Here is a 15858-nt window from a genome sequence, read left to right on the forward strand (position 1 = left end):
GCTGCACTGGCTGTAGCAGAGTTATGGTCAGCCGCCGTTGGTGGCAAACAAGAGACTAAAGCTGCCACGATCAACACCATACCTGCACAGAAAGTTCTTGAGCAACGTATCCAACTTTGCATGTTGCATCACCTTCTATTTTAAGTTTGCTTGTTTGAGCAGAAAAAGAGTAGTCCTACTCCTTTTTTGCCTGGAGATTATCGTTTAGACAGCAGGGGAGAATAAATTGCAACTGTAATATTACAGGGGCATTGTAGTAAACTTTTACTCTCATGCTTCCAATAGTCTTGTCTGGTGCGATCGCTCGTTTGCAGATTTGATGGTGTTAACTGCGTAGACATCGCACTCACAATTTAAGTAATTTCAAACAGGATTTGTCAGGATTTACGCTTATATCTTTGAGGCTGATCAGTTCTTCTATTATTTATTTCAACTTTAGTAATTCTAATTCCGGAGATTTCCTACCGACAGTTCCACCAAAATCGCTCAATTGTCTTGATTTCTGGTTATTAGGGAATGGGGAGTGGGGAGTAGAGATGAGGGAGATGAGGGGGATGAGGGAGAAATAGCAACTGACCCTTCGGGTGACGCTCCTGCGTCGCTAACGCTGCGCTAACGGCAGTTGCTTCAAGTCGGCAAAGCCGACGACAGTCGCTTCAAGTCGGCAAAGCCGCCCACAGCGCTGTCTCCCCAACGCACTGCCTCACAACTGACAACTGACAACTGACAACTGACAAATGATACTTGTATGTGATGATAGGATGAATGAGATTTTGAGCTAATTCAGCGGCACAAATGGCACGCACAAAGTCTGGACAAAAGATTCCTATTGAGAAACTTCAAGCTTCCATAGCAGAACTAGAAAAGTTAGAAGAGAAACCTAAAGAAGAATTAACACTGCGAGAGAGTATTTATTTCCTTCGCGCTCATTTGCAATCGGCTCTGAAGAAGGGCTACAGTTATCAAGACCTTTCTAAAATACTTGCAGCTCAAGAAGTTAAAGTTTCGGCAGCCACAATTAAACAATACTTAACAGACATTGAGAAGGAAGAAAGTATAAAGAAGCCAAGGACTAAATCAAGACAAGTTAAGCAAGCTGACTCTGCTGCTCTTGATTTATCAACATCATTAGCAACCCCACCAGAAGCTGAATTAACTCTATTCGTTGAAAAGCTGAATGCAGATGTGGGTCAATCTACTATAGAAATCCCACAGAAGCAGTCATCAACAGATAGTATAGAGCCTGAACAGAAAATTACCAAAGTTGTGAGGCGAAGAAATCCAAAAACTTCTCAGCCGAAAGCAAATATTTTAGATGATTTCAATCAGTACTAGGGGTAGCTGTTATGCCGACAATTCATTTAATAGATGGTGAAAAAGGTGGGGTAGGAAAGTCTCTCGTAACCCGGACAATGGTTCAGTATTGCCTGGATAAAAGAATACCGTTTGTACCTGTGGAGACTGATAGATCTAATCCTGATGTCGCTGGTGTTTATAAGGGAATATGTCAGTATGCTGTGTTTACTGAAGATGAACGGCAGGCTGATAAAGCAGATAGAATTTTTGAAATGGCTATGTCTAAGCCAGTAATTGTCAATCTGGCTGCTCAATCGCATAGAGCTGTCAAAAGCTGGATTGAGAAAAATCAGTTAATCGAACTGGGAAGTTCTGAGGGAGTGAGTTTTTGTAAGTGGTTTGTGTCCACAGGAGGATACGACAGTTTAAATTTATTTGTGCAGTCAGTAAATAGCTATGGTGACAGAATCCTTCATATTCTGGTGAAGAATTTCGGCTTATGCGACGATTGGGAGCATGTTGAGTCAGACCCTGTGATGCAAAAGCTGTTGAAGAAACACAGGATTCAGGTTATAGATTTTCCGAAACTGTCATATAAAGAGAGAAATATCATTGACCAAAACCGCCTGACCTTTGCGGAAGCCAGAGAATATAAAGAATTTGGGGTTCTTGGCAGACAGCGAGTTGTACATTTTCTCAAGCTTGCTTATGCTGCTTTTGAGACAGTCGGCATCTGGTATGAAGAGGTTAATAGAGTGTAAAAAAGTAGCAGTTAGGATGTTGGTATGGACGATCGCCTATACCAACTTCAACCAAGATAAGGGTACTGTGGCGGTTTGATTTTCAATAATTCAGCCCAGTATTTGATAGCATTATTTTTAGTAGTTTCTATGTCACGCGATTTGTGAACTCTGACTATTTCCATGAGAAAATATGTCAGTTTAATAGCAGTAAATAAGTTAATCAATCCCACTGCTTTCAAATGTTGTAAAAATAAGTGAAGCAAAATTTGTATCTTTCGTCTGTGGCGAAAGTGCATCCACCACTGCATTTGATGTATGGCAATAGTATTTTTATAATTTAATGTAGTTTCTACTTGAATTAATTTATCTTTTACTTGCTGATAAAACTGTATTTCTCTATCATGATCACCTGCTTTTTGAGCATTAGCAGCATCATCAGCGAATTGATAAGCCTGACTAATTAAGTTACCTGCGGTTTCTGCCTGCTGTTGAGTATAACCAAGTTTCATATATATAGTAGCTGCTGCTGATGCCAATTCTGCAAACTTAAGAGCATCATGTAACCAATATATTTGTGCTTGTAACTCTCCTAGTGTGGCTGCTAAACTCTCATTCATATTAAATCTAGGTTTTTTTCTCAGGCAATCTGGTTGTGATTGACCACAGAAGTATAGCAAAGTGCTGAGTGCTGAGTGCTGAGTGCTGAGTATAAACCCGGTTATTTCAAGGCTTTGAGCCATCAGCATTGTCCTAACAGATGTGACCACGGCTATATTTTAAATGTTAAGCGATCGCCTCTACCTCCTTAGCTTCATTTTGAGAGGAAAATCAAGAGCGATCGCTCATCGAGCAGCAGAATCTGAATACTCCAACACTCAGATGGATCAACGGTTAACAGTACTCATATCCGGGTAACGCGCACCTGCTGCGACATTTTTTGGTGCAACTGCTTCAAGTCGATTCAACTCTTGTGAAGTCAGGGTAATTTCAGTAGCTGCAATATTCTCCTCCAGGTAAGTGCGGCGTTTTGTACCAGGAATGGGTACAATATCTTCTCCTTGAGCCAAAAGCCATGCTAGTGCTAATTGGCTGGAAGTTACTTTTTTTTCGGTGGCGATCGCCTTGACTTGCTCTACTAATTGCAGGTTCTTATAGAAATTCTCACCTTGAAAGCGAGGAGAATTTCTGCGATAGTCATCAGGTGCAAGATCATCAGGGCTAGTGATTGCACCTGATAAAAATCCTCTTCCTAGTGGGCTATAGGCAACAAACCCAATTCCTAATTCCCGCACAGTAGGTAAAATTTCATCCTCTGGCTCTCGACTCCAAAGAGAGTATTCTGTTTGCAATGCAGTAATGGGGTGAACTGCCACAGCTCGTCGAATCGTGGCAGGAGCAGCTTCGGAAAGTCCTAAATAACGGACTTTGCCAAGCTTGACTAACTCTGCCATTGCCCCTACAGTATCTTCAATGGGTACAGTTGGATCTACACGATGTTGATAGTAGAGGTCAATCACTTCTACTCCCAGGCGTTTTAGCGAGGCATCACAAGCTTGATGGACATATTCTGGCCTGCCACTAATTCCTTTCCAACCACCATCTTCAGTGCGGACATTGCCAAATTTGGTTGCTAATACTACTTGATCCCGGCGGTCTTTAATGGCTTTACCTACTAGTTGCTCATTCGTAAAGGGCCCATACATATCAGCAGTATCAAGAAAATTAACTCCAAGTTCCAATGCTCGATGAATTGTGGCGATCGCCTCCTGTTCATCACGACCACTATAGAACTCAGACATTCCCATACAACCAAGTCCGATACTTGAAACCTCTAACCCTTGTTTGCCTAGCTTTCTGGTTCTCATGAAATAACCTCCTAGTCAGTAATTGGTCAGATCAAATTAGCTCTTTGAGCATTATCCCTTTCCCTATTACCAAGTTATCTATTCATGAACTACTCCTGGCTCTAGCTAAGCTCATATTTTTAACTTCTAGTAGCCTGTCAAAATCTTTTTGGCAGGCACAGGGATTGGGTAAGGGGAAAAGGGTAAAGGTTTTAATTCCTTTCCCTTTACCCTTTTCCCTTTAAGCGGTCTTCAAGAGTCAAAATTTGCGTGGTGAACTACTAGTTTTTCAGTCACTACCGTGCTATTACAGCTAATTACTCCTATGGTCTTTTGATGTATGCAGTTCTGAAGTTAGTTGACACCGTAAGAAATAATTCTGTTGGATATGGCGCTGTTGTGGAGTTCCTTGTGTCAGCGTCCATCTCAGCTAATAACGGCTATATCTTGCTTGCTAAATGAACGCTACAAGCTTGATATCAGCTATGTTTAACTTAAAGGCATTAATTCCTCATCGTATCATTTAATTTGTCACTGTAAATCAGTAGCGACCACCGCTGCCAAAATCTTTGCAGATTTATAGACAAATATTTACATAATTCATAATGCAAAATACATTTGTGTTGTGTAAACTAACTTATAAAAATGCCATAAAGTAGGCGAACATAATTAAATATTGTTAAATGCCAACTGAGGAAACCAACTCAAGAAAAGGTTTTTCCCTTCTGCCCTAGCAAGAACCTTGGTGAGGTAGTCTCATAATTGGGAGTGTCCAAAACTGCGACCTTCTCACCGCTAACGCCCCTCGCAATCGATGCCAGGCTTAAGATGTACGACTGTTTCACCTCCTGCCTTTTAGTTAGAACATCGATAGAAAAGGTCAGAAAGTTTGTGATTTCTTTAAAATAAAAAAGATAAAATTTGCTATAGAAATCACACTGTAAGATAGTGACTATTAAAAAATATAATTTTTGTAACAATTGATAAAATTTTGGGAAAGGTTTAGAAAAGAATCAAAAATATCCTTAACGTCCTATGTTATAGAAATAAAATTCAGAAATTACACGGATATAATTAAATACAAGAATGATTAAGATGATATAGCACTAATGAAAGTATCTGAATGTTCGGAATGTAGCAATCTGATTTGAGAGGTGAAAAATTAGTGAGGGTGTAAAGTATGTTGAGAGGAAATTCTGCATTGGAACGCTACTCTATTAGTAATGCTTTTGTTGTCTCTCTACTTCTTTTGAGCTTTTCAAGCTGACTCAGAAAAACTATACGCCGACACATTTAAAACAAATGGGTTGCTATGAAAATTAGCTGACCATATTGTAGAACGCGATCGCACAGATGCTTGTAGATGGCTAGATGACTAGATAGCTAGTGTGGGTTTTGGAAGAGCTGACTTACTTTTTAATTAAAGGAACAAAGTATGACCCACCCGGAAGTGATGGTATCGAATAATATACTTGATGAATTTAAAACTTGTACTCAACTGCAATATAACGGCCAGTTAAATATTAAAAGTTCAAAGGGACACCAATGGACTTTCTACTATCGCCTGGGAAGACTTGTTTGGGCAACAGGGGGAACTCATCCTTTCAGACGTTGGCGTCGTTATATGGCTCAATATTGCCCCCAGGTTGATGTGGATAAGATGCAGTTACGCAAGCAAGACATATCAATTAATCACTGGGATTATCGCCTGTGGGAGATTTTGTATAAAAAACAAAAAATTCAACGAGAACAAATTAATGCTATTGTGGAAAGCACGATCGCAGAACTATTATTTGACCTAGCTCAGCAAACGAATTTTGTTTATGGAAGTTGCGATCGCAACCAAGACGTGATCTTAGAAACACCAATGAGTTACACGAGTGCAGATGTGTCTATGAAACATATGCAAGACTCGTGGACAACTTGGTCGGAAGCTGGCTTAGCAAATTTTGCTCCTGACTTAGCACCAGTTCTGCGAAGACCCGAACAACTCCAGCAGCAGGTTAGTCCATGTGTTTACAAAAATTTTGTCACTCTGATTAACGGCAAACACACGCTGCGGGACTTGGGAGTCAAAATGAAGCAGAGTGTTTTGCCTGTTACCCGTTCATTACTTCCCTATATTCTCAAAGGAATCATTGAACTAGTGGAAGTACCTGATTTACCCTTGGTAATAACGGAAGACCAAAACAACTCTATCTCCACACAACCGAAAAGATCAACTGCTCCACTAGTAGCCTGCGTGGATGATAGCCCTCAAGTCTGTAAAATGCTAGAGGAAATTCTTACCGCAAATGGACTGAGATTTGTCAAAATTCAAGATGCTGTACAAGCTCTACCAACTCTCATTCAGGATAAGCCAGATCTAATTTTCTTAGATTTGATCATGCCAGTTGCTAGCGGTTACGAAATCTGTACTCAGTTGCGACGAATTTCTGCCTTTGCTAATACACCCGTGATTATTTTAACGGGCAACGACGGTCTATTGGATAGAGTCCGTGCTAAAGTAGTCGGTTCTACAGATTTTCTCACTAAACCTGTAACAGCAGATAGGGTAATGAGTGTAGTACGTAAATATTTACCTGTACAGACTCCATCTCAAGTTAAAAGCAGACCTCAGCCTCCTTTAGAAGTCTGTCATTAAAGCAACAAAGAAAGCAGAAGGCAAAAAGAAAGAAAAGCTTAAAATATAAGCTTTTACTTCATTTCTACCTGCATAGTTTTTGTGAGCCAGCTGCATTCGTTATTCTCTCAACAGAGGAACTCTAAAAAAAATACTTTTGAGCATCAGGATAGCACTATTACAAAATTAGGTTAAGTGGTATTATCTCACATTTCTGGAAAAGCTTTTTAGTCAAGGTTTTTAAGCCAAAATTTCAAATCCCAAATTAGTATTAGGTTTAGTTTTACCCAAAAGCATTTTTATCAGCTTTGGGTTCTGTAACTTCAGCCTGAACTATTAATGGGATTGATAAAACCTTTTTGTATTGAAATTTTTGATGGACAAAATGTAAATATTACGTATTTTTTCGGAGTCAGATATAGAAACGATGAATCAAAATTGGATGAAAACAAAAATTTGTATCAATCTAATTTTGATACACGTTTCAGTTTTTATTTTCACTTTTAGGAGAATTTGACAGGGACTTACCATGAATACTGTTTTAGTTGTTGAAGATGGTTTGACTGATATGCAAATCCTCAGCCGTTACTTGCAACAAGCAGGTTATTCTGTGATTGGCGCCACAAGTAGTGAAGAGGCTCAAGTCAAAATAGACAGCACTAAGCCAGATTTGATATTTCTTGACGTAATTTTGCCAGGTAAAAGCGGATTTGAAATTTGCAGAGAACTGAAAAACAACCCTAATACTAGCAATATACCTGTAGTTTTTTGTTCAACTAAAAATAGTGATGTAGATAAAATTTGGGGTAATATGTTGGGTGCTGAAGGTTATCTTTCTAAGCCAATTAATCAAGAAGAATTAGTATTAATTCTCAAGCAGTTTCTGAAATAAAACGATGAAAATATAATTTTTCAAACCAGTTATGATTTGGCAGTATCAATCCAAGCAGTACTCAAAGGACAAATAACGTTGGAGAACAAGGAAAAATTTTTAAGTTTTAATTTAGGAGTAAGGGATACAGCAGTAATTGCTTTACAGCACATTACAGAAGTTGTGCCAGTATCATTAACAGAAATATGTCCCGTTCCGCAGATGCCTAGTTGTGTTTTGGGTATATACAACTGGCGCGGCGAGATGCTTTGGTTAGTTGATACAGAGGAAATGCTTGGTTATTCATCATTTTCCCAAGGAGTAAATTTGCTTTCAAAAATGATGGCTATTGTCTTAGAAATTGAGGGCAAATATTTGGGACTTTTGGTACGTCAATTCATGGATATCGAATGGCTAGATGATAGTCAAATCAAATCCCCATCTGGTGAGTTATTTTACCCAGAGATGTCACCTTTTTTACGAGGATATTTTATTAACCAAGCTGAGGAAATGATGTTCAGTTTGGATGCAGTAGCGATTATCCAATCTCCGATGTGGGCTATTCATAATTGACTAGGATTTTGCACTCCTCCCGAACAATTGGAAGTCGCGGTTAAACAAACATAGCCGCGATTTTAATCGTTAGTTTAGGTACAAAAAGTGAGTTGACAAATTGATAAGCCATTCTTGTACAGAGAGTATTGAATTTTCAACTACAGATGTCATGTAATGTCTAATTAAAATTCATAAATTAAACATCAAAATTGAGGTTTTTGAAAATGACGATCGCCTACCATAACAGCCAAAATAACCAAGATATATTCACTGATTTAAATCAGAATGATAATAACGTGAAAATAGCCACTATTGCAAGTGATGAAATTGCTGGTTTGAATACAATTAATCACGATTTTAAAATTTGGCGGCGGCAGTTGCAAGAAATTACTACTCACATGCGCCAAGCTACGGAGATGGATACGCTACTGAAAGTGACTGTAGCACAAGTTAGAGAGAAAATTGCTTGCGATCGCGCCTTAATTTATCAATTTACTTCTTTTGATTCTGGTACTGTTTTAGTAGAATCTAGAACCCTTGGTTGGACACCTATTCAAGGCGAAACTATTCCGGGAATTGTTTTTGGTTCCTATACCAATCAAGACTATTTAGAACCAATAGCTATTGACGATGTTAATCAGATACAACTCACGCCTTACCAAAAACAACTGCTGGATAAATTTCAGATCAAATCAAGTTTAAGTTTACCAATTTTAATAGAAGGTAAAGTTTGGGGTTTATTGGTAGTGAACCATTGTTCTGTAGCACGGCACTGGCAAGAGATGGAAATTACCTTACTATCTCAACTTACCACAGAACTAGCTTACAAATCGCAGACTTTTGAATTTCAACAAGAACTGCAAAAACGCACATTGGCAAAAAAATCAGTAGCTAAGGTTATTGACAAAATTCTCCACTTAGCAAATATTGATAAAATTTTCCAGACAACCACTCAAGAAATCCGGCAATTACTACGATGCGATCGCGTCGGTGTTTATCGCTTCAATGCAGACTGGAGTGGTCAATTTGTCGCTGAATCAGTGGGTCATAACTGGGTAAAAATGGTGACTCCTGAGTTTTTTATGGTGTGGGAAGATACCCACTTACAAGAAACCCAAGGAGGACGTTATGCCAAAGGCGAAAGCTTTGTGGTTAATGATATCTATCAAGCAGGTCATGCTCAATGCCACATTGATATTTTAGAACAGTATGAAATGAAGGCTTACATTGTTGCCCCCATATTTACTGGAGAAAAATTATGGGGGTTATTAGGAGTTTATCAAAATTCCGGGCCTCGTAATTGGCAAGCTTGGGAAGAAACGGTTGTGACTCAGATTGCCTTACAATTTGGTGTGGCGATTTCTCAAAGAGAATATGTAGAAAAAGCGGATCAAAAATCTGAGCAATTAACTCAGATAATTGAGCAAGAACAAGCTTTTACCAAAATAGCTAACCGCATCCGCCAATCCTTAGATGTGCAAAACATCTTCAAAATCACCACTCAAGAAGTACGGCATTTATTACGATGCGATCGCGTATCTGTTTTTCGTTTCAATCCTGATTGGAGTGGTGAATTTGTCGCCGAATCAGTAGGTAATAATTGGGCCAAATTAGTAGCCCCTGATATTAAAACAGTTTGGGCAGATACCTACTTACAAGAAAATGAGGGAGGTCGGTATAGCAAAGGTGATAGCTGTGTCGCTCATAATATTTATCAAATGGGCTATTCTTCTTGCCATATCGAAAGGTTAGAACAACTGGAAATTAAATCTCATGTGATTGTGCCAGTATTCACTGGTGAACAATTATGGGGCTTGCTAGCAGCTTATCAAAACACAGACTTTCGTGAATGGCAAGCTTGGGAAATCAACTTTATAGTTCAGATTGGTTTGCAATTTGGCATAGCTTTATCACAAGCAGAACATCTCGAACAAGTGCGGGTGAAATCTAAGCAATTACTTCAGATAGCCGAACAAGAAAAAGCTGTCACCAAGATTATCAACCGGATGCGGCAATCATTGGATATAGAAGACATCTTCAAAATTACTACTCAAGAAGTGCGGCAATTACTACGAAGCGATCGCGTAGCTATTTATCGCTTCAATGCTGACTGGAGTGGTCAATTTGTATCTGAATCGGTAGGTAATAATTGGGTCAAAATTATCAGTCCTGATTTCAAATCTGTTTGGGAAGATACCTACTTACAAGAAAATCAAGGAGGTCGGTATGTTAGAGGTGATCACTTCGTCGTTAATGACATCTATAAAGCAAATTTGACTCCCTGCCACATTGAGATTTTAGAACAGTTTGAAGCTAAATCTTATGTGGTAGTTCCAGTCTTTTCTGGAGAACAATTGTGGGGCTTGCTGGCAACTTACCAAAATTCAGCTTTTCGTCATTGGGAAGAATCGGAAGTCAGTTTAATAGCACGTATTGGCGACCAGTTGGGACTAGCATTACAACAAATTGAATATCTGCAACAACTACAGGGACAGTCAGCCCAATTAGCAGAAGCCGCAGCCAGGGAAAAAGCCGCCAAGGAGTTACTGCAACTACGTTCTATTCAACTTCTCACAGCCCTCAGACCTGCCCTTAACGGTGACTTGACAGTACGTGCGCCAATTACAGAAGACGAACTAGGCACCATCGCCGATGCCTACAATAATACCTTGCAAGCGCTACGACAAATCGTCATCCAAGTGCAAGCAGCCGCCCAAAAAGTTGCCCAAACCTCTGGTAACAGTGATACTTCACTTGCAGCACTGACCAATTTGGCAAAACAACAGTCTGATGATATTACTCAAGCCTTGGGTGAGATTCAACAGATGGTAGACTCCACTCAAGCTGTGGTGGCTAACGCCGAGTTGGTGCAAGCAGCAGTGCAACAAGCCAATCAAACTGTAGTGTCTGGCGATACCGCCATGAACCTGACTGTCCAAGCCATCCAAGCGATTCGTGAAACCGTCGCCCAAACCAGCAAAAAGATTAAACGCCTCAGCGAATCTTCACAAAAAATCTCCAAAGTGGTGAATTTGATCAGTAATTTTGCTACACAGACAAACGTACTGGCTTTGAACGCCGCCATTGAAGCCACCCGTGCAGGTGAATATGGCAAAGGCTTTGCAGTTGTTGCTGATGAAGTGCGTTCTTTGTCTCGCCAGTCAGCAGCAGCAACCATCGAAATTGAAAAATTAGTCCAGGAGATTCAAGCAGAAACCGGAGAAGTGGCAGTAGCAATGGAAATAGGTATTCAGCAAGTAGTAGAAGGTACAAGCCTAGTCAGCGAAACCCGCCAAAACTTGAATGCGATCGTTTCTGCAACTGCCGAAATTAGTCAATTAATCCAACAAATTACCGCAGCCACCTATCAACAAATGGGGCAATCGGTAACGGTGACAACATCAATGAAAGAGGTAGCAGAAATTGCTGACAAGACCTTTGCTGAATCTCAACAAATTGCTAGTGTCTTCCAAGATTTATCAGGAATGGCGCAAGATTTGTTAACAACTGCGAGTAAGTTTAAAGTCAACTGAAAAAAAGTTAGGAGTTAGGAGTTATTAGTTAGGAGTTAAAAGTTGTATAGTCAAAGCATTCATTGGATAAATCTTGGCTTTATGCATCAAGTGAGTAATGCTTTGCTTACTCTTTACCTAATTGTAATGTGAGGTTTCAGTTGTAAACAGTAGGAGAGTAAATGGCAGAAAGTATTATTCAAAAAAAAAGTTTTCAATTTGCTTTGGAAGTTATTAACCTATATATAAGACTGCAAGATCAGCGAGAATATGTGCTTTCTAAGCAGTTACTCAGAAGTGGGACAAGTATTGGTGCAAATGTCGAAGAAGCTAGCGGGGGTCAAAGTAGAAAGGATTTCTTGGCAAAAATGTATATTGCATATAAAGAAGCTAAGGAAACTAAATATTGGCTAAGGTTGTTACAACATTCTCGGCTAGTAAATATTGATTTAACAAATGAACTCGCTTATGCAGATGAAATCATTAGGATTTTAAGTTCAATAGTAAAGACAACTGAAAAATCAATAAATTCAGTAACTCCTCACTCCTAACTTCCAACTCCTCACTCCTAACTTCCAACTCCTAACTCCCCACTCCCTTTTTATGATTACAGACACAGAAATTCGTGAACAAGGTTATCTCTATTTTCTAGCAGAAGCACCAGAACTAGTACAAAATATCGAACAAGAACTGTTTAGTTTGTTGGAAGAATATAGCATTGCTAAAGTACATAATCTCATGCGGGCAACTCATACAATAAAAGGTGGGGCTGCTAACGTTGGACTAGAAACAATTAAGATGATAGCCCATTCTTTAGAAGATGTATTTAAGGCACTATATAGCCCAGAAATAGTAGTTGACGCTGAATTACAAACACTCTTACTACAAGCTTATGAATGTTTGAATTTAGCACTCACTAAAGAATTAACAGGAAGTACTGTTAATGATGAAGAAATTATTCGTCGTGCAACTTCAGTTTTTGCAGAATTACAAGAAAAACTGGGAGATGCTTTTGGTAATGACAATCATATCCCCACTTCTGAAGAATTGGGTTTTGATATTGTGCAATCTATATTTGAAGTAGGAGTACAGCAACGATTAGAAAGTCTTGCAAAAGCCATTAGCAATCCTCCAGATAAAACTGATTTCAGAAATTGTTTAGTTTCGCAAGCTGAGGTTTTTCTTGGTCTGGCAGAATCTTTAAATTTACCAGGATTAGGAGAAATTGCCCAAACAATGATCACAGGACTGCAAGTAAATCCTGACCAGGTATACCAAATTGCAGAAGTTGCTTTTGCAGATTTACAGCAAGCACAAAAACAAGTATTAGCAGGCGATCGCGCTTCTGGTGGAACTCCTTCTCCAGCTTTACAAAAACTCGCAGGAGTGGTAAAGGATAAGTTATCTGTAGAATCACATGATGATTCGTCTACTACAGCAGACAGCACAAATATCAATCCTACATCTCCTACATCTGTGAGCATTGGAGAAGAATTTTACGATTTTTTAACTTTATCTGGAAACACTAAAAATGAGCAGATTAAACCAACAACTGCTAAGTTGTATTTAAAAGTAATTCAGTATATTTTAGGTTGGTTTAATCATGAAATGGAAATACCAGAGTCAGAACTGGTATTGGCTATACTTATTTCAAACAAAAATGAAGAGGCTTCATTTAGTTATATTCAAAATTGGTTAAACAAATTTCTTGATTTCGTTCGAGATGAACAAGATAACTATAATCTTTGTTTGTATCAACAAGGTATGATTTTAATCATTCTACTTGCTGTTATCAAATTCCAATATTCTGTCAATAAAAATGACAACAATCTTGTTTTGATAAAAACACTGCAAAATAGAATTAGTCAATTAGCAAAAGAGTATAAAAAATATCCTCTTGTAACTGCTAAAGAGAAAAATTGGCTTGACAACCCCAAGTTACAAAAACTGTTATTTTTGAAAACAATCTCGACTCCTGTCTCATCTTTGGACGATAGTTTGTTAGAGGCAATCTGGGGAGGTGAAACACATCAACATATTACTGATGAAGTCGAAACTAACCAGCTTCAAGACGAAGTGAAAATTGATAACTCCTTAGAAATAGTTGAACCTTGGGTTGCTAATGAACAACAAATTGCGAATATTACTGTTTCAGCTATCAAAAATAATGAACCAATAGAAGATAAATATCAACCTACTAAAAGTAAAAATTATCGGCAAAGTTCGTTTATTCGTGTAGAGACAGAAGGTCTACAACACATCAATTATTTAGCAGGAGAATTGCTAATTCATCAAAAGCGACGGACTTTACATGATGAACAAATTCAAGAAATAATTGAGCAATTATTGCAGCGACTAGCCAAACATCAAGAAACTTTAAATCAATTACGTGCTTTACCATTACAGAGACAAACTTTTACATCCCAATCTACACAAAATTTTGCTAGTGTTAAATTTGACTCTCTAGAAATGGATGTATATACAGAATTCAATTTAATTTTACACGAAAGCATCGAAGAAACACTACAAATACATGAAACCACAGAGTCTCTTGACTTACTCCTTAAGCAAGCTATTCATATTAGTAATACAAAACAGAATTTAGCTTTTAGCATTATAGATAATTTAGTAGAAGCAAGAATGTTGCCATTAGGTAATATCTTGAATCGCTTTCCCCAAATGCTGAAAAAGTTGGCAAATATTTATAATAAACTTGTAGAACTAAAACTCACTGGCACAGAAGTACTAGTAGATAAAGCCATAGCTGAAAAGCTTTATGAACCCTTATTGCACCTAGTACGTAACGCTTTCGATCATGGTATTGAATCTCCACAAGTTCGTCAGCAAAATGGCAAATCAGAACAAGGATTAATCGAAATTCGTGCCTATCATCAAGGAAGTCAAACTATTATTGAAGTTTGTGATGATGGACAAGGATTAAATTTAGAAAAAATTCGCAGGAAAGCTCTTGAACTTTATCCTATCCAAAGTGAAGATAAAGCTAGAAACTATGCTGCTAATCTGACTGACGCTGAACTATTAGATTTAATGTTCTCGCCCGGATTTACTACTGTTGATAAGGTGAGCGAAATTTCGGGACGTGGTATAGGTTTAGATATTGTGCGTTCACAGTTGCAAGCACTTAACGGCTCAGTTTCAGTTCAATTTTTGCCCAACCGAGGCACAACCTTTGTACTTAAAATTCCTTTTTCTATGACCACAGATAAATTAATGTTAGTCCAAGCGGGGGGTGTTGTTTATGCTTTACTTTTGGATAGTATAGAAAAAATATTGATCCCCTCATCTCAGCAAATCAAAGAGTTTGAAGGTAAAAAAGTCTTGCATTGGAATACAGACCAAGATGAAGCTATGGTCAGCCTACATCAACTTTCAGACCTGATGTATTATAAAGGTTCGTTTTCTCATAGTGCGGCTTTATCTAGTACACCAATTACTCATGAACCACAAGATATGAACAATCCTGTGCTTTTGCTGCGGCGAAATCAAGGAATGTTTGGTTTAGAAATCGACCAAATAATTGGTGAACAAGAATTAGTAATTAGACCTTTAGGAAATGCGATCGCTCCCCCAAAATATATTTATGGTTGTAGTAGTTTAGCCAACGGTAACCTGATTTTAGTGATTGATGGTGCGCTACTGCTGGAGTCTAATGAGAAGCAAGCAACTCTTGATATATCAGCACTACCAACTGCTTATTCTGCTAATAAAAATACCTTGCAGATGTCGGGGTCTACTACTGCATCCATACCGCTACTTACTGCCTCTACTTCCACAGATAATATAGAAAAACAACCAATTCAGTCTACACCAAAAGTAGTGTTGATAGTAGATGACGCAATTAGTTTGCGACAAACCCTCTCTCTCACCTTGCAAAAATCTGGCTATCAAGTCATACAAGCACAAAATGGTGTAGAAGCTTTAGAACAGTTGCAACGTCATCCTGAAATTCAAGTGGTAATTTCCGACTTAGAGATGCCACGAATGAATGGTTTTGAGTTATTAGGTAATCTCCGTCAAAACCCCAATTTTATCAAAATGCCTGTAGTGATTCTCACTTCGCGCAGTGCTAATAAACATCGCCAACTTGCACAAGAATTAGGCGCACATGCTTACTTAACTAAACCTTATTTAGAGCATGAGTTTCTTTCGACTATCGAAACGTTAGTTAATCAAGATGTGAAGAATCTAACTACTTTAGTGATGAATTATTAATCATTAAACCTGTTATAGAAAATTGGCAGTAGGAAGTAGGGGAAAATCTCTGTTGTACCTAAGTGAAAACGGCTGTATGATTCTGTAGCTTCACACACTCTGTCTACACAAGTAAGTTCAGAAATCAAAGCGAATTGCTATGTAAATAAAATACAGAGTAAAAATCATGATTTTTACTCTG

General features: G+C 38.4%; 11 protein-coding genes. 8 read left to right on the top strand and 3 right to left on the bottom strand.

What is annotated here, in order from left to right:
* Positions 1 to 197 precede the first annotated feature (197 nt).
* Positions 198 to 341 carry a hypothetical protein gene (locus I8748_RS34475; protein ID WP_214662414.1) on the bottom strand — a complete coding sequence of 48 codons (144 nt, stop codon included), beginning with the start codon at positions 339 to 341 and terminating at the stop codon, positions 198 to 200.
* Between the two features lie 454 nt (positions 342 to 795).
* On the opposite strand from I8748_RS34475, the gene I8748_RS03790 reads away from it, so the two are divergent.
* Together I8748_RS03790 and I8748_RS03795 are read left to right on the top strand one after the other, a co-directional pair.
* Positions 796 to 1335 (top strand): hypothetical protein, encoded by a 540-nt coding sequence (locus tag I8748_RS03790; protein WP_198123341.1) that lies wholly within the window; start codon positions 796 to 798, stop codon positions 1333 to 1335.
* A gap of 11 nt (positions 1336 to 1346) precedes the next feature.
* Complete coding sequence (locus I8748_RS03795; protein ID WP_198123342.1) at positions 1347 to 2057, top strand: P-loop NTPase family protein; 711 nt, start codon at positions 1347 to 1349, stop codon at positions 2055 to 2057.
* Positions 2058 to 2104: 47 nt separating this feature from the next.
* On the opposite strand, the gene I8748_RS03800 is transcribed toward I8748_RS03795, so the two are convergent.
* Positions 2105 to 2779 (bottom strand): hypothetical protein, encoded by a 675-nt coding sequence (locus I8748_RS03800; RefSeq protein WP_225896301.1) that lies wholly within the window; start codon positions 2777 to 2779, stop codon positions 2105 to 2107.
* 144 nt (positions 2780 to 2923) lie between these two features.
* Positions 2924 to 3904: an aldo/keto reductase gene (locus tag I8748_RS03805; RefSeq protein WP_198123343.1), complete on the bottom strand. Its 981-nt coding sequence runs from the start codon at positions 3902 to 3904 to the stop codon at positions 2924 to 2926.
* Positions 3905 to 5318: 1414 nt separating this feature from the next.
* Here I8748_RS03805 and I8748_RS03810 point away from each other — a divergent pair.
* The 6 genes from I8748_RS03810 to I8748_RS03835 all read left to right on the top strand — a co-directional run bounded on the left by I8748_RS03810 (position 5319) and on the right by I8748_RS03835 (position 15677).
* Positions 5319 to 6527, top strand: coding sequence for a response regulator (locus tag I8748_RS03810; protein ID WP_198123344.1), 1209 nt, complete (start codon positions 5319 to 5321; stop codon positions 6525 to 6527).
* A 508-nt stretch (positions 6528 to 7035) separates the two neighbouring features.
* Positions 7036 to 7398 (top strand): response regulator transcription factor, encoded by a 363-nt coding sequence (locus tag I8748_RS03815; protein ID WP_198123345.1) that lies wholly within the window; start codon positions 7036 to 7038, stop codon positions 7396 to 7398.
* A gap of 78 nt (positions 7399 to 7476) precedes the next feature.
* Entirely contained in the window at positions 7477 to 7950 is a 474-nt protein-coding gene (locus I8748_RS03820; protein WP_198123458.1) for a chemotaxis protein CheW, read from the top strand.
* Between the two features lie 206 nt (positions 7951 to 8156).
* Entirely contained in the window at positions 8157 to 11465 is a 3309-nt protein-coding gene (locus I8748_RS03825; RefSeq protein ID WP_198123346.1) for a GAF domain-containing protein, read from the top strand.
* A 161-nt stretch (positions 11466 to 11626) separates the two neighbouring features.
* Positions 11627 to 11995: a four helix bundle protein gene (locus I8748_RS03830; RefSeq protein ID WP_198123347.1), complete on the top strand. Its 369-nt coding sequence runs from the start codon at positions 11627 to 11629 to the stop codon at positions 11993 to 11995.
* A gap of 52 nt (positions 11996 to 12047) precedes the next feature.
* On the top strand, positions 12048 to 15677 hold the full coding sequence (locus tag I8748_RS03835; protein ID WP_198123348.1) for a hybrid sensor histidine kinase/response regulator: 3630 nt from the start codon (positions 12048 to 12050) through the stop codon (positions 15675 to 15677).
* Positions 15678 to 15858: the final 181 nt, after the last annotated feature.

This window comes from Amazonocrinis nigriterrae CENA67, assembly GCF_016056305.1.
Lineage (GTDB): Bacteria > Cyanobacteriota > Cyanobacteriia > Cyanobacteriales > Nostocaceae > Amazonocrinis > Amazonocrinis nigriterrae.